Source organism: Neobacillus canaveralius (genome assembly GCF_047237705.1).
Classification (GTDB): domain Bacteria; phylum Bacillota; class Bacilli; order Bacillales; family Cytobacillaceae; genus Neobacillus; species Neobacillus niacini_K.
In genome coordinates this window covers 2,035,983-2,055,469 of sequence record NZ_JBDFLL010000001.1, presented here as the reverse complement: position 1 = coordinate 2,055,469, position 19,487 = coordinate 2,035,983, and the positions used below count along the sequence as shown (strand labels likewise).

Here is a 19,487-nt window from a genome sequence, read left to right as displayed (position 1 = left end):
ACCAAAAACAGCCGCCGGCAAAGGTTGCCAGTTGTTTCGTTTCCTCCACAATTTCCACCCCTTTGGAATTTATTTGCTATGACTATGAGTATACCGAATCTTTAAGAAGAAATACAATTTGCTGACCAAAACTGTACAAAAAGCCGAACCACGTCCTCGGGTTCGGCTGCAGTTCCCTATTTGATTTTCTTTTTTTGTCTCGATTGTTTGGTAATGTTTTTCCACTTTTTCTGTTCTTCGGTTTGTGCTCGTTTGTCGGCTTTTCTTTCGATATAGGCTAGTTCTTTTTGGAGCTTATTGTAGCTGGTTAAACGTCCTTCAGCCAATGTACCTTCTTCAATCGCCTCCACAACAGCACAGCCCGGCTCATCCTTATGCTTACAATCCCTGAATTTGCACATTTCACCCAATTCATCAATATCAGAAAACGTTTCTGTTAAACCATCTGCACTTTCCCAAAGCTGTAATTCTCGCATTCCTGGGGTGTCAATCAACACACTGCCATTTGGTAGCTGAATCAGTTCACGGTGAGTGGTCGTGTGGCGCCCTTTGTCATCCCCTTCACGAATCTCCTTGACCACTTGCTTCTCGTCTCCCAGCAGCAAATTAGTCAAGGTAGATTTCCCTACCCCCGATGAACCCAATAATGCAATCGTTTTACCTGGCTGTAAGTATGGCGCAAGCTTTTCAATTCCGCTTTTTGCCTCTGCACTAATCGCGATAACTGGTACACCGCCAAATGCGATGGCTTCGACTTCCGCAAGCTTTTCCTCAATATTGTTACATAAATCCGCCTTGCTTAAGACAATAACAGGATTGGCACCACTTTCCCATGTCAGCAGCAGATAACGTTCAATTCTTCTTAAGTTTAAATCGTCATTTAATGAGTTTACAAGAAAAACAGTATCGATGTTTGCTGCAACTATTTGCTCTTCGGCCGTTCTCCCTGCCGATTTACGAGAAAATTTACTAAAGCGTGGCATTACTGAATAGATAGTTCCTTTTCTTTCATCCACACGCGGCTTGAGCATGACCCAATCTCCTACAGCAGGATAGTCCTCACGACTTAAGGCTTCAAAATTAAACTTACCAGAAACCTCACACAGTAAATCGCCATGCTCCGTCCATACACGATACATATGCTTATGTTCCAAGGACACCCGGCCAATAATCATCTCTTCACTTTGTTTTAATGTTTGAAAGTCATTATTTATTTTTTCAGTCAATCCAATTGTATTTAAATTCATCCATATTCCTCCAAAAATTGTAAAATAAAAAACCATAGGCAACACAGCCCATGGTTTATATTCACAAAGGAATAATGGGTATAGAATTCCCCTAAAAGGTGAATCCGCGGGCTGTGCAAATGATATTGAAATTCACGGCAATTAACAGATTTTCATTTAACATTACACTTCACCCGCCTTCCGGCTTATTTGTATTAAGTATATGACAACTTTATCCATTTGTAAACAAAAAATCCAAATATACACACCCACCTAAACATGCTTGAATAAATTAATTTGTAAAGAACGAAAGAAAGGAGCAACTGGTATGTCTGGACATAGAGATCATTCTGATTATCTTCAAAGAGCTGCAATGTACGATCTGCTGGCTCATAATTTTAAATACTCTAACCCAAACCTGCACATGCACTACTATCTGAAACATTTAAAATATATGAATAAAGCGATGATCATGCGTAACATTCAACAAAATCAAACCGAAGCAAGGGTCCGGTTCCTTCACACCTCACCTGATTCCCCCGCCGTTGATATATATATTAATGGGCAAATACAAGTGAAACGCCTCCCATTCAGAGTGGCAAGCAACTATCTAGCATTAAAGCCTGGTAAATATCATATCGATATTTATCCAACAGGAAATTCGGTCGACAGTGTTCTCAACAAGAGCATTACCGTTGAGCCTGGCAAATCCTATACACTAGCAGTCATCGACTCAGTGAAAAAAATGCGCCTGCTACCATACCTGACTCAACCGGAAGTGCCGCCAAACGAATCTAAAATACGTTTCCTGCACTTATCATCCGATACCGGCACCCTGGATATTGCCGTTAAAGACCGAGATGTAGTCTTTCCAAACGTTTCCTACAAACAGGTTACAGACTATTTAGGAATCATGCCGATGACGGTTGATTTAGAGGTGAGAGAGGCTGGAACGAAGAATGTGGTCCTCCCGGTGCCAAAAGCGCAGTTTCGTCCAAATGAAACCTATACTATAGTATTGATGGGTCTTACAAAAGGAGAACCATCCTTTCAAGCAATGATTTTGAAAGATTAAGTAAAGAAATAAGGTGGTTCACACTTATGTGAGCCACCTTATTCAACGGGTACCAGTATGGTAAAAGTAATATCATCTTTTATTAAATCAAATGTTTTTACCTTTATTCTGACATCACTTTTTAACGCTAATTGCTGCATGTTCACATGAACAATTTTTTCATTAGGATGAATTTCTACACCATTTGGCAGCTTATAATTTTCTTTGATGAATCTCAATACATAGGCAACCGGTAAATGCAGGCTCCCAACTGAGATTGACTTTTGCTTCAGGACCAAATCTCCATTATCTAATGCCTCTGGTTCGAAGGTAAGCTTTAAATCTACCTCTTGACTAAAAAATTGTAAGGTTCCATACAATTCAACTTCATCTTGAAGCTGTACACTATATTCTATTGGTGAATCGGCCGCTTCCTTTTTAATATATTGGTTTATTAATACATTGAGATCTGCCTTATTCGATTTTACCTCGAAAGTAACATTCTTATTATCGGGTACAGTTTGTTGAAGCTTTCCCTTTTCATTCGCCGGTACCATGATTAAAGATAAAAGAATAATAACAATAATGACAATAAACCCTAATAAAAGAAAGAATCCCGTTTTCCATTTGTTTTTCATAGAAAGCTAATTCTCCTTTTTACTGACCATATACGCCTTTTTTACAAGATCAGGTAATGTTCGTTCTTCTAACGTTTCGTTCAATCGCTCTGCAATCAATTCATAACCCTTATCGTTTGGATGGAAGTTGTCGGTATGCAATAAACTTTCTGGCGGGTTAATAAATAAATCTTCAATCCCAACAAAATAGGCATTTGAATAATTCGAAACAACCCTTTGGCTTGCCTCGTTCCAATCTGAGACAATTTTGTCGAGCTCTTGTATATCAGAAAACCATTGTGAAAAAGGATTGTATACTCCAACCAAAACAATATAGGCTTCCGGATTTACCCGAATAATCGAATTCATAATTTCGATTAAATTGTTAATATATACTTCTCGTTCCTTATTAAAAACGGACAATTGTAGATTTGATATATTATCTCTGACTACCTTCATAATGTCATTGCCGCCTATCGTCAAAATTACCAAATCAGCAGTAGAAATAGTTTCTTTCATCTCTTCTGTCTGCAGTCTTTTTAGTAATTGTGGGGTACGATTACCTTTTACACCGAAGTTATAGAAATCAACTTCCTTAATTCCCTTTTCTTCCTCGAGCAAAGTTCTTAAGTAAGGCAGGTATCCTCCAGTATTTGTACTATCTCCTACACCTTCTGTTAAAGAGTCACCAGCGGAGATAATTCTGATTTCCTTTGGGACAAAATCGCCAGGAATCTCTTCATAAACAACAGCCGAAGCCGTCCGTTCTTTATGCAATTCCAACCGATCGGATTGACTGCAAGAACTTAAGAAATATGTCGAAAGAATGAGAAGGGTGAAAACTTTTTTCATTCGATTCACCACCTCTTACTAATGATATTATAACAGAACAAAAATAATACAAAACAAGCTAGTACTATATCCTATTCACTGCCAAAAAAATAGACCTGGAAAAAGGTCTATTGTAACGATTTTATATCACTAATTATCTCATCATATGGTACTTCTTTGAACCCATCGTAAATCTTCTTAACCTTTTCATCTGGTCCCACCAGGAAAAAGTAAGTCTGGTGAATAACCTGGTCACCTTCTTGTGGCTTTTTTACTAAGGTTTTGAAGGTTTCCCTTGCATATGTCTCAATAAATTCCTGTGAATAGCCTGTCAAGAAAGTCCAATTATCATCCTTCTGCCCAAAGTTCTTCGCATATTCTGTTAATTTTTCGGGTGTATCAACAGTTGGATCTACACTAAATGATACAAACTCAACATTTTTCAACTCTTCCTCATCAACCATTTTTTGCAGTTTGGTCATATTAGCCGTCATTGGCGGACAAACATCTGCGCAATTGGTGAAAATAAAGTCTGCAACCCATATTTTTCCGTCCAAATTCTTCTTTTCAAATGGTTTATTGTCTTGTGTGACAGCAGTAAAATCATTTACTGGATAATCCAGCGGATTCTCAATCCCCTTCTGCCCACAAGCTGATAGAAGTGCCACAATTACTACTAGTAGAAACGATAACCGAACCTTCATATTAATCCCCCGCAACCTTTTTCTATTCGTGATTAGTTTAACAAAGATTCACTAAAGAAGAAAGACAACGGCTTGCTAATCCATTGTTCCTGTTCTCGAAATCGTATTATTTACTTGAACATCAAATTTAACACTCTTATATATTTCTTTCCATTCCTTTTGAGAAATAGGCTTGCCTCTGACATGAGCCATATACTCGTTTCCTATTCCAACTGGGTCGACCTGATTTTTTTGGAAGAATAGCAGGAGTTTTTTAATTTGACTTTCCATTTCTTTATTTACTTTCTTCTCTATGAACTTCATGTTAGCAGGTTCGCTTAATTCTAAATAATTTGTGGTTTCCAGCAATCTAGAATCCATTTCTACCTCAACTTTAAAACCAAGATTCTTTTTGTCCACTAATTTAATACTTGTATTACTGCGCAAAGTATCTAGACTAATAAATAATTTGTTATATATTTCTCCAAAATTCCTACCACCCTGCGTGTTGATTATATTCTTAAATTCGTCGCGGTCAAATTCCAATTCCTTAGATCCTGTTCGATATTCATCTGTTAAGAGTTTCAAATAAAAGAGCTTATCATTACTTAATTTTGCTGCCATTTTATCATCATTGAATAGAGCAACCCCCGAAATGGCTACCTTGTCTTTCTTCACATTGATTATTGGCAGCACCGGATCCTGTCCGTAATCAAAAAATTTGTGATTAAATTCATGAAGTGTCGGCGAGATTAGAAGTTCCCTTTCCACATTTTGTCGAATTAAATTATATAAATAGGTTCCTATATTCACCTTTATTTTCTTCTCGTCCATACTAATAATGGAAAAAGCATCTTTCTCAGCAATCGTTAAATAAACCATATTCCCAACCGTCGGATCACGATTGAGAGCATTTACAAGCTGAATAATTCCTTTTTCAGCCAACTCCTTACTGTAAATGACACACCGAAGCTGACCCATTTCAAGTCGTTGGTCGGTTGCAAGATTTTCCTCTGCTCTTAAAGTTTGGAGGGTATTAGCATCAGCAGAAATCAAGTTGGTCATAACTTTGGCCATTGGATCAAACTTTGTTACAGAAATTGTCCCCTTGATTTTATTTTCTTTCTTTAAATCAAATCCTATTGCCGTAATGAGACCTAATCTTTCCAATTGCTTCGTTTCGACTCCACAGCTTGTTAGTAAAAAGAAAGAAGTTATTCCAATCACCAGTTTCAGCCATTTACGACGTTTCTGCATGCTTACTCTCCCTCCTTTTATACCATTTTTTTATGAAGACAATAATAGAAAGAAGTACTGGATAGCAAAAAGCAAAGTAAAAACCAAGCTTTGCCACTAAATCCGTCGCAGTATTCATTTGGTACCTTGACTTTATAAAAAAGGAACCTCCAAAGGCAGCAATGGCAATAATCCAAACACCCCATTTTTGTTTTTTCCCTAAGATTCTAGAAAAGCCCTTTGAAGCTGCCCAAAGATAGAAGCACATATTCGGCAAAATAATCAGCATCCAAAAGGAAACAGCGATAAATTCAAACCTTTCCAAGTTAGGTAATCTAACAATCTTAAACATCGATAAAACCGGCCAGATCGTTTTTTCCAAACTATTAGAAGCGAAGAATACAATAGAAATAAGCGTCGCACAAGTAAACATAATCGTTGTAATCATATTCCCAATTTGAACAAAGAACATAGCCTTTTGCTTTTCTTTCACAAATGGATAGACAAACAGAATGATTTCAAAACCCAGCATGGAAAGGGTTGTACTGTGAGCTCCCATTAATAGTTGTTTTGCATTTGAATTCATAATTGGAAACAAATGGGTAAAATCACCGAATTGCAATGGTACAAATAAAACAGCAGCCAACCATATAGTCCCGACAACAGAAAAAAATGCAACTCCAACGACAACCCTTATTCCACCATAAACTGCATAAATAACTAACAAAACTAGAACGAGGGTGAGTTGCCAAGTTGGCAAGGTTGGGAATATCCACACTTGAACAATTTCAACATAGTTCATTAAAATGATAAAAAAAGTAGATGTCATGTAAATCATGTACATAAAATTCAAAGAATGCCCTGCCCATTTTCCAAATACATCAACATGAATACCATACAAATCTGCACTGTCATACTGCTTAAGCATTTGGACCATAAATATTAAAACAACTGAAGTAATAGTCCCTGCTAGGAAAACAGAAATCCAAGCATCATGCTTTGCTTGTAAATAAACAACTCTTGGAAGCCCGGCCAATCCTACTCCTACCTGTACGGAGTGTATGATAAAAACAAGCATAAATGCATTGACTAATAATCCTTCTTTTGGATGTAAATTCACTTTCATTTTTGTTCGCTCCTATTCATCTACATCCTTTTTTTGTTTCGCCTTCCTTTTAGAGAAGCGCTCCTGGTCTTTTGTTCGATTCGTTAAGGGGCGGAATGAAAGATATTGCGGCGGCAGCTTGAAAAAGCTGTAGCCAATATCCTTTAATCTAATAGGGTAAACGGGTGTAAGATAAGGTCCTCCAATAGTCTCTAATTTAAGTAAGTGGATAATGAAATAGCAAAAGCATAGCATGATTCCAATACCTCCCCATAATCCTGCCATCAATATGATTGGGAACCGAATGATTCGAATCGCAGTGCCCATTAAATAACTTGGTGTCGTAAACGAACCAAGAGCGCTTAATGCAATGATTATGATCAAGATATTGCTAGTAAATCCTGCCTCAACTGCTGCTTGCCCAATTACGATACCTCCTACAATACCCATTGTTTGACCCACTTTTGTCGGCAGCCGGGCGCCTGCCTCCCGTAATAATTCAATTACAAATTCGAGTAAAAGTGCTTCCATGACGGGTGGAAAGGGAACTCTCGCCCTTGATTCCCCCAAAGACAGAAGCAATGGGGAAGGGATGACTTCATAGTGATAGGTTAAAACGGCCACATAAGCAGGCGTTAGTAATACGGAGAAAAAAGTAGCCACTAGCCGCAGCATCCGTAAAAACAGCCCCATGTTCCAGCGCATATAAACATCTTCTGTTGATTCGAAAAAGGCGAAAAAGGATGTAGGACCGTAGAGACAGTCAGGACTCCTGTCCAATAATACTGCCACTTTCCCCCTATATAATGCTATCGATACACGATCAGGGAGCTCTGTTGTCATCAACTGAGGAAAAACGGACCAGCTGTCGCTCTCAATATACTGACCAAGGACAGTTGTTCCAGGGACATAATCCAGGTTCAGATCCTGGACCCTCTGTCTGAATGTTTGGATCGTTTCTTCATCAGCAATACCCTTAATGTAGATTAGCTTTGCTTTTGTTTTTGATCGTTTACCGACAGCTAGGTCTTCTGCACATAAATCTTCATCCTTGATGTTGTTCCTTAAAATATTCATGTTAGCCTGTAGTGATTCAGTAAAAGCTATTTTTGGACCATAAACAAGTGATTCCGTTTCAGCTTTTTCGAGACCTCTTTCAAGAGTCTTTTTAACATCAGCCAGGATCCCATATGGCTGTCCTTCTGCGTAAATATACACTTTTCCTTCGTTTATTCCCGTAACTACTTCACTTAATTGATTAACGGCAGTGATAGAAATCATAGGTAAGACTTTTGCAATAGATTCACAAGTCCATTCCATGTCATTATTGTTTAGAATGGATTTAATTACAATATCATCAAGCCTGGTTGAATCAATTAATGTGTTCATCAGGCAGAATATAAGTTTGTCCCCGTCCCTTTTCATTGTCCTAAAGACAAGGTCAGAACCAACATTCAATTCAGTTTTAAGCTGCTCTTTTAATTCTTCTAATTCTAAACTATGAGCTTTCGGTGTTTCATCCGCTTTTTTTCCTGACAACCATTTAAACATAGGCAACACCTTTTTAATTCAATTTTTTTTAGCATTACCAAAAAAGCTATTTTTACCCAAAAAATAAGGATTGTACTTGGCAACATCCTGCTTATTATTCATCCCATAAAGGATAAAAAGAAGGTTTAAGGAATGGGGAATATATGGTATTATGAATGAGTATTCATTCAAAAAACAGAAAATTTTGAAAAAAAGAATGTAAAGTAGAGGTGTTACGGATGAGACAAATTGGTCCCATTATGATCATTGAAGGAGCTAATAAAAGTAAGGTTCCCTTTTCAAGAAGTTTGTATATTAATAGTAAAGATAAGGTGCTCATTGATACGGGAGCGGATCCGGCGGAACTACGTGCACTTGATGATCAATATGGGGTTGAATTGGTTGTTAATACCCATTACCATCCTGATCATACTCTGCATAACCATTTGTTACAAGATGCAGAAAAATGGATAAATCCACTTGAATTTGAAACCATTCAATCAATCGAAGGAATTGCAAGAGGGAACGGCGTCTTCCAGGAATGGGGTCCCGAGGGTGTTGAAGCATTAAGGAAGCAGCTGCCAATGGAATGGGTGCAAAACCTCGGGGAGATTTCTGGTACCTATCAATATGATGAATACAACTTTAGCGGTGTAAAGGTAAACTTTCTACATACACCTGGTCACACAATAGGATATACCTGTCCCTACTTTCCTGAATTAGGTGTAGTTTACGTCGGTGATTTTGATATGACAGCGTTTGGACCTTGGTACTTTGGAACAGATGGGGATATTGACGCATTTATTTCCTCCAGTTCACGTCTGCTAGAACTGGACGCCGAAACCTATATCACAGGTCATCAGAAAGGTGTCTTTACCAAACAGGAATTCACTGAAGCGATGGGGAAATTTTTATCCATTATTGAAAAACGTGACAAAGTCATTGAAAAGTATGTTCGTCAGGGGATGAACTTCGAAGAACTCACCAATATTGGAATCTTCTATCCGAAACAAATGCTTGAAGTCATGATACTAAAAACATGGGAGCGAAGTGGTATTCGTAAGCATTTGCAGAGACTTGGGTATAGTGTACAAGGATACGAGATTCAGTTGGTAAACGAATAAGGATGGAGCTACTGCCCCATCCTCATTTTATTCATAGTAATACATTAAGGCAATGGTACCTGGTCCTGTATGCGTACTAATTGTTGGACCTGTATAATCAACAGAAATACTGTTGTAGCCATTTAATTCAATGATAGAGTCTTTTAATTTTGTGGCCAACTCATGTGCCTCTGCATGAACAATGCCCACACGTTTGACAGTTTTACCTTTTACATCCTCTGAAAATTGCTTGGCGAGCCATTTAACCACTTGTGAATGACTTCGGACCTTTGCAACTGGGTTGTATTCGGCACCTTCTAAAGAAGCAATCGGCTTGATATTAAGTAAGGAGCCAATGAATGCCTTTCCCTTCCCTATCCGTCCGCCTTTCACCATATTCTCCAATGTATCAATCATTATATAAAGCTTCGAATGATCACGGACATGATCAAGTCGGATAAGTATTTCCTCAACACTCTTACCCTGCTTCGCCATTTCAGCCGCTTCTTGAACCTGGAACTGGAGTGCCATTGAAATAAACTTTGAGTCCACAACGGTTACCTTCGTATTCGTCATTTGCGCAGCACTTTCAGCAGAACGAACGGTTCCGCTCATTTTACCTGTCATATGTATGGAAATTACTTCATAGCCCTCTTCACCAAGTCTGTCGTACACTTCAAGGAAAGTTCCAGCTGATGGCTGGGAGCTTTTCGGTAATTCTTCTAGACCTTTCATCGTTTCCAGAAATTCAGCAGGCTGAATTTCTACACGGTCTAAATAGGTTTCTCCATTTATTGTTACGGACAGTGGAACTACTACAACACCTAATTGGTCTGCCTGCTCTATTGTCATATCCATCGTTGAATCAGTGACAATCTTAATCTTGCTCATTTACTCACATCCCTAGAAGGTTGTTTTTTTTAAAATACTGAGTAGAAAAGACCTTCAAAGAAATCAATCCTTGAAGGTCATGTATCCCTGCTTATGCATTAGCAAACTCTTCTTCTTCTTCTTGCATTTTCTTCATTCTCTTCTTGTAAACAAATTTCGATAAGTTTATTGAAATTTCATATAGCAGCAGTAATGGTAAAGTCACTACAAAGTCCGACATGAAATCTGGAGGAGTGATGACGATTGCAATTAAGATTAACACGAAGTATGCATATTTACGGATTTTCGATAAGACAAATGGATTAATAATTCCTAATGATGTTAAGAACATAACGACCGCTGGAAGCTCGAACAACACTCCAAAAGGTAAGGTCATATTCATAATAAAGCGGAAGTATCGATCAGCTGTGAAATTGGTTACAAACATGTCTGCTCCCATAGTTACTAAAAACTCAAGCACCATTGGGAAAATGACAAAGTAACCAAAAGCAAGTCCAACAATAAATAAGATAAATAAGGCTGGAATATAGGAAAGGGTAATTTTTCTCTCAATTGGTTTGAGTGCTGGCTTCACAAACAGCCAGAGTTGACTTGCTAGTACAGGGATCGTACCTGCAATAGCAATAACAGTTGCAATCATGAAGTAAATCCAAATGATATCACTTGGTCCTAGTACCATTAATTTTACATCAAGGTCTCGAACAAACCATTTGTAAATATCAGTAACATAAATGAATCCAACAATAAAAAAAACAACAAATGCGACTGCGGAAATGATAATCCGTTTACGCAATTCATCTAAATGATCAACTAATTGTAATTCTTTATCTTCCATGTAATTCCCCTGCCAATTTCAATGGTTGAAAATGAAATCTTCTTATAGTAAATGTTATTTACACCATTTATATAGTTTAAAAATAATTTGAAGAAAAAAAGGTGCAAGAAAGAATCTTACACCTTATTTAGTCAATTTTTGTTTTTCCTCATCGATATCCTTCATCACATCATCGGTTAATTCACGAGTTGATTTCTTGAATTCCTTCAATGTCTGTCCAAAGGCGCGACCAATTTCAGGCAGCTTCTTTGGGCCAAAAATAATGAGGGCTAAAGTTAAAATAAGGATTAATCCTGGTATTCCGATATTTGAGAACATTATTTACATCCCCTTTAGTTAATTATCTTTCTACTACGATTATAGTATTGATATACCGTTTTGAGTAAAATATACGCAATAATTCATATTAAATTCACATTATCTAAGAAAAATTACCTAATGTCGTTATTAGCATTTATTTCTCTACTATTTACTCTTAACAATTTACCAAGAACTACCCCTGAAGTCAATGTATATTCCTATTATAAATAGTAGAAATATTTTGACAATTAGTCATTTAACATTTATAATTTCATCAAGAGAAACATATACTATTGGAAACTTATATGGAATGGATGTGATGAAGATGGAATTTTCACTCAGTAGTTTTGATGGAGCCCTGCCAGTTGAGGTAACCATCGATGAAGATAACGGCAGGTATATGATTCGCAAAAGCGATAGCAGCGGGGAATACTTTAATAGTCCTAATGAATTAATCGAATGGGTGAAGGCACATTTCCATGAGGAAGACTTCTGCCATCCAGATGAATTTAGAGGAATGCTTGATAAATTAGCTGATTATGAATTAAATGGTTCCTATTTTTAAAAAGAAAGAAGCATCAATGCCGATGCTTCTTTCTTTATGAAGCGATGTTACTTTCTTCACGGCTATCAATAATGATTCGCCGAACTTCTTCGGCTAATTCTTTATAGTCTTTATGGTAATGAATTTTAGGATTGATAGGGTCACCTATGGTTACTTTAATTTGAGCAGGTTTTATTAATCGTCCATTTTTCTCAAAAACATCCGCAGTACCTTTAATCGCAATCGGTACAATTGGTACCCCTGCGTCCTGCGCTAGACGAATTCCCCCTACTTTAAAGGGGAGGACAGGTCCTCCCATGCTTCTCCTTCCCTCAGGAAAGATAACAAGTGAATGACCTTCTTTGAGTAATTTAACACCTTCCTGCATGCTGTTAAGTGCTTGCTCACGGTTCTTACGATCAATGAGTATACAGTTAATGGCGTCGAGCCATGAAGACAGGATTGGCACTTTTTTTACCTCAATTTTTGAAACAAAGCCGAATGGTTTATCGATTGTCCCGAGAAGAACGGGAATATCAAAATCACTTTCATGATTCGCAATGAAAACAACCGGTCCTTCTGGTATTAAATCCAAACCCTCAACACTTACCTCAGAGCCAGTCAGTTTCATAAACGTCTTCGAAAATCGTTTTGGGTATTCATGGGCTATTTTATCACGTTCGTTGATTGGTAGATGACTTACTTTCTTTATTCTTGCCAGCTGTGGAATGCTGTAAAATAAAAATCCACTTATATACAAAAAGCATGTAATCAGCCTAAACATTGTTGCCTCCTTTTTGCGTTCTAAAATATTATAAAGCAGCAGAGGAAAAATTGTTTAGGTTAAATGATATTTTTTTTAAAATAAGGCTGTGTTAAACTAGGCTGTTGATTTGCGCTACAGGCGCTACGCTTTCCGCGGGCTCGCCCGTGAGCCTCCTCGGTCGTTCCGACCTGTGGGGTCTCACTCAGCTCGTTCTTCCCGCAGGAGTCGAGCGCCTTTCGCTCCAATCAACAGGTTCTAAAATCAACAGTTTCCTTTAACACAGCGTATAGAAAAAAGACAGCGCATTAATGACTGTCTTTCACAATACGATCATAAATTCTATATTCGTACTTATAAGGGTTTTTCTCATCTTTTATTCCTTTTTCACAGGAGATGAGCTCCCATTCGCGTTCATTGAACTCTGGGAAGTAGGTATCTCCCTCAAACTCTTCGTATATATGTGTTATGTACAAGCGGTCTGCATATGGAAATGTTTCTTTGAAAATTTCAGCACCGCCAATTACGAAGATTTCATCATCCTGATTATGGCAATATTCCACAAAATTCTCCATCGAGTAGAAGATCGTTACATTGTTGCTCTTATAATCTAGCTGCCGGGTAATCACAATGTTTTCTCTTCCTGGCAGGACCCGACCGATGGATTCATGCGTTTTCCTTCCCATTGCAATCGGATGCCCCATTGTCGTGCGTTTGAAGAATTTTAAATCCTCTGGCAAATGCCAAGGCAATTCATTATCCTTGCCAATAACTCTGTTCTCATCCATGGCTACTATAAAAGAAATCATACAGAGACTGCTCCTTTAATGTGTGGATGTGGGTCATAACCTTCTAAAGTGAAATCTTCAAAGGCAAATAAGAAAATATCCTTTACATTTGGGTTTAAATTCAATTTCGGCAATGAACGAAGATCTCGCTCCATTTGCATTTTCACTTGCTCGATATGATTTTGATAGATATGAACATCGCCGAATGAGTGAATAAATTCACCTGGTTCCAAGTCACAAACCTGAGCAATCATCATCGTCAGTAATGCGTAAGAGGCAATATTGAACGGCACACCAAGAAATACATCTGCTGAACGTTGATACAACTGACAAGATAATTTCCCGTCAACAACGTAAAATTGGAATAAGCAATGGCATGGTGCTAACGCCATTTTATCGATTTCTGCGACATTCCAAGCATTTACAATCAGTCTCCGTGAATTAGGATTAGTCTTAATTTGATCAATCAACTCACTGATTTGGTCTACAGTCGTTCCATCAGCACCCGTCCATGAACGCCATTGGTGTCCATAAACTGGTCCTAATTCGCCGTTTTCATCTGCCCATTCATTCCAAATCCGCACACCATTTTCCTGCAAATAACGGACATTGGTATCTCCATTTAAAAACCAAAGCAATTCATAAATGATTGATTTTAAATGAAGTTTTTTAGTAGTTAATAAAGGAAATCCTTCTTGTAAATTAAATCTCATTTGATAGCCAAAGGTACTGATTGTCCCTGTTCCGGTACGGTCTCCCTTTTCATGGCCATTTTTCAAAACATGCTCGCATAGCTCTAAATATTGCTTCAAACCTGACACTCCCTTGTCTCACATTCATGTTTTTCATTTTACCATAAACCTGATAATTTTATCATAAAAAGAACATTAGTGCAGACTTTGAAAGAAGTCATACGTCTCTGGAGCTAGTTCTTTTAATTGTAATTTTGTTTCGTCACTTAGATAGTACATAGCAAAAGTTTCAGCAAAATATTCCTCGGAATGCAGGATGAAATAAGAGTTCCCAGGAAACAATATTCCTCTCTCCTCTTCCCAAATCAATTGAAATTCTTTATTTTGACTAACATTTTGAAAAACTAGTTTATCAATCGAATGCGCCATTTCGTGCAGCTCTAAATTCACAGAGCCATGCCCTTTCCCTTTTTCACTGCTCCCTATTTTCACCAAAACCACCTGCGAACCGCCAATTCCAGGTACTTCATCCCAGGTTGTTTGTGATTTGTAACCACGTGGGATTTGCCCAGTTAAGTAGCGAGCTGTTTGGTTATCTGTTAATTTTCCAGTAAACAGTTTAAGGGTAATGTCTTGATCGTTGATTTTATCTAAGAGCGCCTCAGGCAAACTTGCCATTCTAGTGATAATACCTGCAGCCGCTTTTTCATCAAAAATGCTTTTTGGTAATAAAATCATTTCGTTTAATTGCTCGAGATTGGATTCGTTATTAATTAATTGATAGAGTTCAGAGTTTCTTGGGTATTCACCAAGTGTAATGCTGTCAAATGAGGCTTGAGAGGTGGTAATGATTGATAAAAATAATCCAGCAATAATGGAGGAAACAACCCATTTACGCATATTATCATCCTCCTAGTAAATTAGACCTTTACTAGAATTATAACATGATAGAATGAGCTGAATAATTGGTAATTAATTGGTGAAAATCGGGGCATCGCCGAGTTATTGGAATTACCGCGGATATCTAAAAAACCAAAGAAAAGCTGCTCATAAATGGCAGCTTTCCGAAAACACTTATACTTGAAGTCCATAATTACGGCAAAGTGCCGCTAATCCGCCTGAAAATCCACTTCCGATGGCGTTGAATTTCCATTCACCATTGTGACGATAAAGCTCACATATAACGACGGCAGTTTCTACGGAAAAGTCCTCACCAAGATCAAAACGGAGAATTTCACGATTTGTTTCTTCATCAAACAACCGGGCGAAGGCATTGGAAACCTGTCCAAAGTTTTGATTTCGTGAGTCTGCATCATGTATCGTTACAGCAATCGCAATTCGATGAACGTGTGCAGGAACCTTGCTGAAATCAATTCTTATTTGCTCGTCGTCCCCATCACCCTCACCAGTGCGATTATCGCCTGTATGCTCCACTCCGCCTGACGCATGCACTAAATTATTATAGAAGATAAAATCCAAATCCTGCGTTACTCGTCCATTTTCGTCTGTTAGAAACGCGGAAGCATCGAGGTCAAAGTCGTTGCCGCCGTGATAACGGTTCGTGTCCCACCCCAGACCAATAATGGCTCTTGTTAATCCAGGATTTGTTTTCGTAAGATCAATTCTTTGTCCTTTAGATAAATTGATGCCCACCTAGATCACCTCTTTAGAACTAAATTTTAGAAGGAACAAGCATAGCTTGTTCCTGTAGTCTTAACTGTATGAACGCACTACTTCACTTAGGCTAGCAGCATTTGTACCAGTACCAACAGCAGCAAACTTCCACTCTGTGTTATGCCGATAGATTTCGCCAACTACTAATGATGTTTTGCCGCTGTAATCATCTGATAAATTATAACGAATCATTTCTTGATTATTAGATGGATTTACTACACGAATAAATGCATTTCGGATCATGCCGAAGTGCTGTTTTCTTTTTACACAATCATAAATATTAACAACAAATACAAGCTTTTGAACGCTTGCTGGGACACGGCTTAGTTCTACCATTACTTGTTCATCGTCACCGTCTCCATCACCAGTTAAGTTGTCTCCAGAGTGCTGCACACTGCCGTCTTTGCTTTTCAAATTACCAAAATAGATAACGTCATTGTTGTTTTGAATTTTATCGTTGGCACCTAGCAAAATTACAGAAGCATCACAGTCCACATTGGCACCGCCGCCTGCTCCCCCACCGCCAAACAATCCACCGAAGAGACCGCCGCCTCCGCTTTTACCGCTTTGAACTGGGTCCCAGCCCAATCCTACCATGATTTTAGATAGTCCTGGATTCCCTTTTGTTAAATCTACTCTTTGACCTTTTTGTAAGCTAATAGCCATAACTTTCACCTCATAAATTTTTATAGTTAACAATCATTTAGTATTGTTGTTTCAACTTTTTAAAGTTATCCTGCAGCTGTTCCAGACGCTTTGTACCTTCGACACGCAGGCGCTTGTTTTCTTCTTCGATTGCTCTAGTTTCCTGCATACCCTTAATGATAATGTTCCAGGATTCTTCGATGGTTTCGATTTTAATGCTTGGACCGCCTGCGAGTCTTGCAATATCTGTGCTTTGCTTAGATATGTTTTGTGCATTTTTTAGAAGCATTTCATTGGTACGACGGTCTAGTTCACTCATTGAATCAGCAACAAGCTTCTGTCTTTTTGCAGCAACTGCCTGAATCAGTCCATTCTTAAAGATTGGAATCGTTGTTACAAAAGCAGAATTAATTTTTCCAATCAGCTTTGTATTTCCTCTTTGCAGCAAGCGGATTTGTGGAGCTGTCTGCAAAGATACCATCTTTGCCATTTCAAGGTCATATATTCGCTGCTCTAGTGCCTCAATCGCATTTTTCAAGGTATCCAATTGCATGGAAGCAATTTGGTCACCTGCGGCAACACGAGCTTCTAGCGGTGGCAATTGATTATTTTTAAGTTCTTCTACCTTCATTTCGCCGGCAACAACATATTTTTCAAGTGTCATATAGTATTGATAATTTTGCTCATACATTTGCTCCAGCATTTTGGTGGAATCAACCATTTCATGCTGATACTTGGATATTTCCACGTATACCTTATCAATTTCAGAGCCCATGGATTGGTATTTTCCAAAGACCTTTTCAATCATCTTTTCGCCCTTTTTAAAGAGCTTTCCGAAAAATCCGGTGGAAGTTTTTTGAAAGTCTTTTGGATCGAACTTATCCATTATCTTGGTAAGCTGCTTTAGAAGCTCGCCAGAATCTTCGACTTTTGTAGTCCGCATATTACCTAAAATTTGATCTGAGAAACGAGAGATTTGCACAGCTGGCTCTTTCCCAAACTCTAAGATCTTTATCTGGTCTCGTTCATCAATGGACCTTGCCAGATTTTGAACTTCTGTTTCCTTCCTGAGGGCAAGCTTAATGTCAGAAATCTTAGCTTCACTTAGTGGTTCCTCAGTCACTAAGATAGCAGTTTGATTTTGTGGTAGATTCACTATTTAATCTCCCCTTAAGTTTTTTATAATTCCTTGAAAGAACTTTTTCTTCAGTTTGAAAGGTTCTTTATATTCCAAATCAAAAACAACATCCTCAAGCCAGTGTGTATCATATAAACTATCATGAAGAAAATTTTCAATATCATTATGGCCCGGCGGATTATATACAATAATATCAATACCAAATTGGTTTAAAAGCAGGATAAGCGCTGCGTCTGACCTTGATAGCATACCGCGGGATTCATTGTTATATATGATTAACTTCGGTACATGCTGTGAATAATCAAATTTCTCCATTAGCTGGATGATTTCTTTTGGTGCAAACATCGCTTGACTAAATAAATAGATGCTTACCTCCTCCACGCTTTCCCCTGATAACGACTTTAAACCCGGCTTTTCACAAATTCGTCGAATCGCATTAGCAATCCCCTTTTGTAACCCTGTTGGTAAGAATGAATACGGCCAATAGTGAGCCTGCATCATCATTTCCTGATTTAACAATCCATCTCTGTCTAGTGCATTTCGGTAGTGAAAACGAAAATCGTTAGAGCTTGACCATGTAAACGGTAATTGGCGAATCAACAAGCTGTGTTCGAATTCTGTAAGATTCTGAATTCGATCCCAATACTCTTTCCGGTTTTTACTCACTCCCTGAATTTTAGCAAACAGGGAAGGAATTTTGACTTGTTCGTTCTCTACCTCAAAGCCCGGTCGAACCATTGCGATTTCTTTTCCGAGTATAAATAATTCATCATAGGTTGTTTTTAAGGTAATCGAAGATGGGGTATACTCCCTTAATTGCCATGGTTTATATAAACCTGAGCCTTCCTGATTGAGAATCGTCTCAATTTCTTTTGAGGCACGATAGGCAACAGTGGTTTGGCGATTTCTTCTTTCTTTTGGAAATAGTTCGGCTTGATGTTTATTTGGGTAATGATGTGTAAAAAATTCCTCATCATGGAATCCAGATAAAACATCTTTTCCTTCCGGATGAAAAATGACTACATCGCAGCCAAGCTTCACTAAATAATAGACAAAATAAGGCTGACTTCTTTTCATATCGCCGTACCATAAGAATTTGGGCATTTCCTTTTGCAGGTCCACCGTATCTAATAAAGGATTTAAATGGTTCATCGACCATTTTATTACGTCGACTAAAACCCTTCTTAGTTCGTGATTTTTCAACCCGTCCTTTTCACGCTGGTTAAAAAGTTCAAGAGTGCTTATCATCGCTTCCCTTATTTTTCGATGAATGGCTGGGATATTTGATTTATATAGCAGCCGCTCGCCATCAAGAAAAGCTGTGAATCGATTGATTGAAAGCTTCTGTTCTTGACTGATATTCAGTACCTTTTGAATCGATTGAAAATGCTGATTATCAATATTTTTATTTAGTGATTCCTCATTTAATAAATGTAAGCGTGTTTCAGAGGAAGTAACATAATCAAAAAGCTGATTGTAGTACTCATCACTGTCAATCGGAATTCCAAGGAATTTCGCCAGTACTTGCCCAATCTGTATATTTCCCTGGTCTATTGAAAAATCTGGCCGTTCTGACAGGGGCATTTTCAGCATATCAAGCCAATTTTCAAATGAAAGGGATACAGGTCGGACATTCATTTGGTTGTATGGTAAATTCATTCATAATCCCTTCCCTCAAAAAAGCGAAAGATTTTTTGTACGTTACAGTTAAATTATGTAAGGGTATTCTTTACCATCATATCACAGTTAAATAATTGGTTCATTGTTTATACGAAAGTAAGCGTAAAATGTTTCATTACAAGGAAAAAAAGCTATGAAATTTCCTCATTTTT

21 protein-coding genes are annotated in these 19,487 nt (G+C 38.0%); 3 read left to right on the top strand and 18 right to left on the bottom strand.

What is annotated here, in order from left to right; genetic code table 11:
- Positions 1–176: 176 nt before the first annotated feature.
- Positions 177–1,247 carry a ribosome small subunit-dependent GTPase A gene (gene rsgA / locus ABC255_RS10490; protein ID WP_412993305.1) on the bottom strand — a complete coding sequence of 357 codons (1,071 nt, stop codon included), beginning with the start codon at positions 1,245–1,247 and terminating at the stop codon, positions 177–179.
- Between the two features lie 307 nt (positions 1,248–1,554).
- Here rsgA and ABC255_RS10485 point away from each other — a divergent pair, with 307 nt between their 5' ends.
- A complete protein-coding gene (locus ABC255_RS10485; protein ID WP_412993303.1) occupies positions 1,555–2,301 on the top strand; it encodes a DUF4397 domain-containing protein in 747 nt (248 codons plus the stop codon).
- 38 nt (positions 2,302–2,339) lie between these two features.
- On the opposite strand, the gene ABC255_RS10480 is transcribed toward ABC255_RS10485, so the two are convergent.
- The 6 genes from ABC255_RS10480 to ABC255_RS10455 all read right to left on the bottom strand — a co-directional run bounded on the left by ABC255_RS10480 (position 2,340) and on the right by ABC255_RS10455 (position 8,303).
- Complete coding sequence (locus ABC255_RS10480; RefSeq protein WP_412993301.1) at positions 2,340–2,918, bottom strand: YpmS family protein; 579 nt, start codon at positions 2,916–2,918, stop codon at positions 2,340–2,342.
- A gap of 6 nt (positions 2,919–2,924) precedes the next feature.
- Positions 2,925–3,749, bottom strand: a complete 825-nt coding sequence (locus tag ABC255_RS10475) for an SGNH/GDSL hydrolase family protein (protein WP_412993299.1) — start codon at positions 3,747–3,749, stop codon at positions 2,925–2,927.
- A 107-nt stretch (positions 3,750–3,856) separates the two neighbouring features.
- The gene (locus ABC255_RS10470) at positions 3,857–4,432 is read right to left on the bottom strand and encodes an SCO family protein (protein WP_412993297.1); all 576 of its coding nucleotides are present in this window, start codon (positions 4,430–4,432) and stop codon (positions 3,857–3,859) included.
- A gap of 75 nt (positions 4,433–4,507) precedes the next feature.
- Positions 4,508–5,668, bottom strand: coding sequence for a Ger(x)C family spore germination protein (locus tag ABC255_RS10465; protein ID WP_412993296.1), 1,161 nt, complete (start codon positions 5,666–5,668; stop codon positions 4,508–4,510).
- Positions 5,652–6,773, bottom strand: coding sequence for a GerAB/ArcD/ProY family transporter (locus ABC255_RS10460; protein ID WP_412993295.1), 1,122 nt, complete (start codon positions 6,771–6,773; stop codon positions 5,652–5,654). Before ABC255_RS10460 ends, ABC255_RS10465 begins: the two co-directional genes overlap by 17 nt.
- 12 nt (positions 6,774–6,785) lie before the next feature.
- Entirely contained in the window at positions 6,786–8,303 is a 1,518-nt protein-coding gene (locus ABC255_RS10455) for a spore germination protein (RefSeq protein WP_412993293.1), read from the bottom strand.
- Positions 8,304–8,521: 218 nt separating this feature from the next.
- Here ABC255_RS10455 and ABC255_RS10450 point away from each other — a divergent pair, with 218 nt between their 5' ends.
- Positions 8,522–9,406: an MBL fold metallo-hydrolase gene (locus tag ABC255_RS10450; RefSeq protein ID WP_412993292.1), complete on the top strand. Its 885-nt coding sequence runs from the start codon at positions 8,522–8,524 to the stop codon at positions 9,404–9,406.
- A 27-nt stretch (positions 9,407–9,433) separates the two neighbouring features.
- On the opposite strand, the gene ABC255_RS10445 is transcribed toward ABC255_RS10450, so the two are convergent.
- The 3 genes from ABC255_RS10445 to ABC255_RS10435 all read right to left on the bottom strand — a co-directional run bounded on the left by ABC255_RS10445 (position 9,434) and on the right by ABC255_RS10435 (position 11,429).
- Positions 9,434–10,276 (bottom strand): DegV family protein, encoded by an 843-nt coding sequence (locus tag ABC255_RS10445; protein ID WP_412993290.1) that lies wholly within the window; start codon positions 10,274–10,276, stop codon positions 9,434–9,436.
- Positions 10,277–10,367: 91 nt separating this feature from the next.
- A complete protein-coding gene (tatC, locus tag ABC255_RS10440) occupies positions 10,368–11,111 on the bottom strand; it encodes a twin-arginine translocase subunit TatC (RefSeq protein ID WP_412993289.1) in 744 nt (247 codons plus the stop codon).
- Between the two features lie 123 nt (positions 11,112–11,234).
- The gene (locus tag ABC255_RS10435) at positions 11,235–11,429 is read right to left on the bottom strand and encodes a twin-arginine translocase TatA/TatE family subunit (RefSeq protein ID WP_045524138.1); all 195 of its coding nucleotides are present in this window, start codon (positions 11,427–11,429) and stop codon (positions 11,235–11,237) included.
- Between the two features lie 307 nt (positions 11,430–11,736).
- Here ABC255_RS10435 and ABC255_RS10430 point away from each other — a divergent pair, with 307 nt between their 5' ends.
- Positions 11,737–11,976: a hypothetical protein gene (locus tag ABC255_RS10430; protein ID WP_335531710.1), complete on the top strand. Its 240-nt coding sequence runs from the start codon at positions 11,737–11,739 to the stop codon at positions 11,974–11,976.
- A gap of 34 nt (positions 11,977–12,010) precedes the next feature.
- Here the strand turns inward: ABC255_RS10430 and ABC255_RS10425 are convergent, their stop codons facing one another.
- The 8 genes from ABC255_RS10425 to ABC255_RS10390 form a co-directional block, all read right to left on the bottom strand.
- Positions 12,011–12,739, bottom strand: a complete 729-nt coding sequence (locus tag ABC255_RS10425) for a lysophospholipid acyltransferase family protein (RefSeq protein ID WP_412993287.1) — start codon at positions 12,737–12,739, stop codon at positions 12,011–12,013.
- Between the two features lie 287 nt (positions 12,740–13,026).
- On the bottom strand, positions 13,027–13,527 hold the full coding sequence (locus ABC255_RS10420) for a dihydrofolate reductase (protein ID WP_412993286.1): 501 nt from the start codon (positions 13,525–13,527) through the stop codon (positions 13,027–13,029).
- A complete protein-coding gene (locus ABC255_RS10415; RefSeq protein ID WP_412993284.1) occupies positions 13,524–14,318 on the bottom strand; it encodes a thymidylate synthase in 795 nt (264 codons plus the stop codon). Before ABC255_RS10415 ends, ABC255_RS10420 begins: the two co-directional genes overlap by 4 nt.
- A gap of 75 nt (positions 14,319–14,393) precedes the next feature.
- Positions 14,394–15,098 (bottom strand): anthrax toxin lethal factor-related metalloendopeptidase, encoded by a 705-nt coding sequence (locus tag ABC255_RS10410; RefSeq protein ID WP_412993282.1) that lies wholly within the window; start codon positions 15,096–15,098, stop codon positions 14,394–14,396.
- A 174-nt stretch (positions 15,099–15,272) separates the two neighbouring features.
- Positions 15,273–15,851, bottom strand: a complete 579-nt coding sequence (locus ABC255_RS10405) for a TerD family protein (RefSeq protein WP_412993281.1) — start codon at positions 15,849–15,851, stop codon at positions 15,273–15,275.
- Between the two features lie 60 nt (positions 15,852–15,911).
- On the bottom strand, positions 15,912–16,538 hold the full coding sequence (locus tag ABC255_RS10400; RefSeq protein WP_412993279.1) for a TerD family protein: 627 nt from the start codon (positions 16,536–16,538) through the stop codon (positions 15,912–15,914).
- 37 nt (positions 16,539–16,575) lie between these two features.
- The gene (locus ABC255_RS10395) at positions 16,576–17,673 is read right to left on the bottom strand and encodes a toxic anion resistance protein (protein ID WP_412993277.1); all 1,098 of its coding nucleotides are present in this window, start codon (positions 17,671–17,673) and stop codon (positions 16,576–16,578) included.
- A gap of 3 nt (positions 17,674–17,676) precedes the next feature.
- Positions 17,677–19,314 carry a YceG family protein gene (locus tag ABC255_RS10390; protein WP_412993275.1) on the bottom strand — a complete coding sequence of 546 codons (1,638 nt, stop codon included), beginning with the start codon at positions 19,312–19,314 and terminating at the stop codon, positions 17,677–17,679.
- Positions 19,315–19,487: the final 173 nt, after the last annotated feature.

Coding starts and splice junctions, on each gene's coding strand:
- ABC255_RS10485 (WP_412993303.1), top strand. CDS start 1,555: ATGTCTGGACATAGAGATCATTCTGATTATCTTCAAAGAGCTGCAATG.
- ABC255_RS10450 (WP_412993292.1), top strand. CDS start 8,522: ATGAGACAAATTGGTCCCATTATGATCATTGAAGGAGCTAATAAAAGT.
- ABC255_RS10445 (WP_412993290.1), bottom strand. CDS start 10,276: ATGAGCAAGATTAAGATTGTCACTGATTCAACGATGGATATGACAATA.
- ABC255_RS10420 (WP_412993286.1), bottom strand. CDS start 13,527: ATGATTTCTTTTATAGTAGCCATGGATGAGAACAGAGTTATTGGCAAG.
- ABC255_RS10390 (WP_412993275.1), bottom strand. CDS start 19,314: ATGAATTTACCATACAACCAAATGAATGTCCGACCTGTATCCCTTTCA.
- rsgA (WP_412993305.1), bottom strand. CDS start 1,247: ATGAATTTAAATACAATTGGATTGACTGAAAAAATAAATAATGACTTT.
- ABC255_RS10455 (WP_412993293.1), bottom strand. CDS start 8,303: ATGTTTAAATGGTTGTCAGGAAAAAAAGCGGATGAAACACCGAAAGCT.
- ABC255_RS10430 (WP_335531710.1), top strand. CDS start 11,737: ATGGAATTTTCACTCAGTAGTTTTGATGGAGCCCTGCCAGTTGAGGTA.
- ABC255_RS10410 (WP_412993282.1), bottom strand. CDS start 15,098: ATGCGTAAATGGGTTGTTTCCTCCATTATTGCTGGATTATTTTTATCA.
- ABC255_RS10475 (WP_412993299.1), bottom strand. CDS start 3,749: ATGAAAAAAGTTTTCACCCTTCTCATTCTTTCGACATATTTCTTAAGT.
- ABC255_RS10425 (WP_412993287.1), bottom strand. CDS start 12,739: ATGTTTAGGCTGATTACATGCTTTTTGTATATAAGTGGATTTTTATTT.
- ABC255_RS10465 (WP_412993296.1), bottom strand. CDS start 5,668: ATGCAGAAACGTCGTAAATGGCTGAAACTGGTGATTGGAATAACTTCT.
- ABC255_RS10480 (WP_412993301.1), bottom strand. CDS start 2,918: ATGAAAAACAAATGGAAAACGGGATTCTTTCTTTTATTAGGGTTTATT.
- tatC (WP_412993289.1), bottom strand. CDS start 11,111: ATGGAAGATAAAGAATTACAATTAGTTGATCATTTAGATGAATTGCGT.
- ABC255_RS10460 (WP_412993295.1), bottom strand. CDS start 6,773: ATGAAAGTGAATTTACATCCAAAAGAAGGATTATTAGTCAATGCATTT.
- ABC255_RS10400 (WP_412993279.1), bottom strand. CDS start 16,538: ATGGCTATTAGCTTACAAAAAGGTCAAAGAGTAGATTTAACAAAAGGG.
- ABC255_RS10470 (WP_412993297.1), bottom strand. CDS start 4,432: ATGAAGGTTCGGTTATCGTTTCTACTAGTAGTAATTGTGGCACTTCTA.
- ABC255_RS10435 (WP_045524138.1), bottom strand. CDS start 11,429: ATGTTCTCAAATATCGGAATACCAGGATTAATCCTTATTTTAACTTTA.